General features: G+C 54.5%; 1 pseudogene. It reads left to right on the top strand.

The features are described 5' to 3' along the window. Positions 1 to 199: 199 nt before the first annotated feature. Positions 200 to 484: pseudogene (locus SOP85_RS31100) on the top strand (SEL1-like repeat protein); the annotation flags it as partial.

The following is a 484-nucleotide window of genomic DNA, read 5'->3' as shown; positions in this document are numbered from 1 at the left end:
CCTGCTCGGATGAGAAATCCAGCTCAAACAGGACAGTAACGCTCTGCGTCCCGCTGTCGACACCTGCGCAATGGTGACGCGGAGCCTCACGGGATGCATGCCCACGCTGAGCGTGGGAACAATCAGTAAAAGAAGGATGCGCCCTGTGCTTCACTCGTCGATTTTTATTACGACAAAGCCACCCGAAGGATCTCGACTGATGCGTCTCGCGCTCTTGCTGTTGTGCCTGCTGTTGGCTGCTTGTGATAGCCGCAGCGCCTTTACCTATATGAAGAAGGATCCTCATGTGAATCCACTCACCGACATTAAGGCCAATTTCGCCTTTACCTGCGCCCACGAAAAAATACCTCCCCCCTCAGCCGAAACAGATGTGCTGTTCCAGTACGCCCGCTGGTTGCAGAAGAACAATCAGCTAAAGCAAGACAAGAGCGTCGACGTCGAGATCGAACGGCTGTACCGCATCGCCGCCGAAAACGACCACTAC

It is taken from the genome of Pseudomonas sp. YuFO20, assembly GCF_035064975.1.
Taxonomy (GTDB): Bacteria; Pseudomonadota; Gammaproteobacteria; order Pseudomonadales; family Pseudomonadaceae; genus Aquipseudomonas; species Aquipseudomonas putida_AE.
Note: the sequence above shows the minus strand (reverse complement) of the source record. Positions and strands in the feature narration are given on the sequence as shown.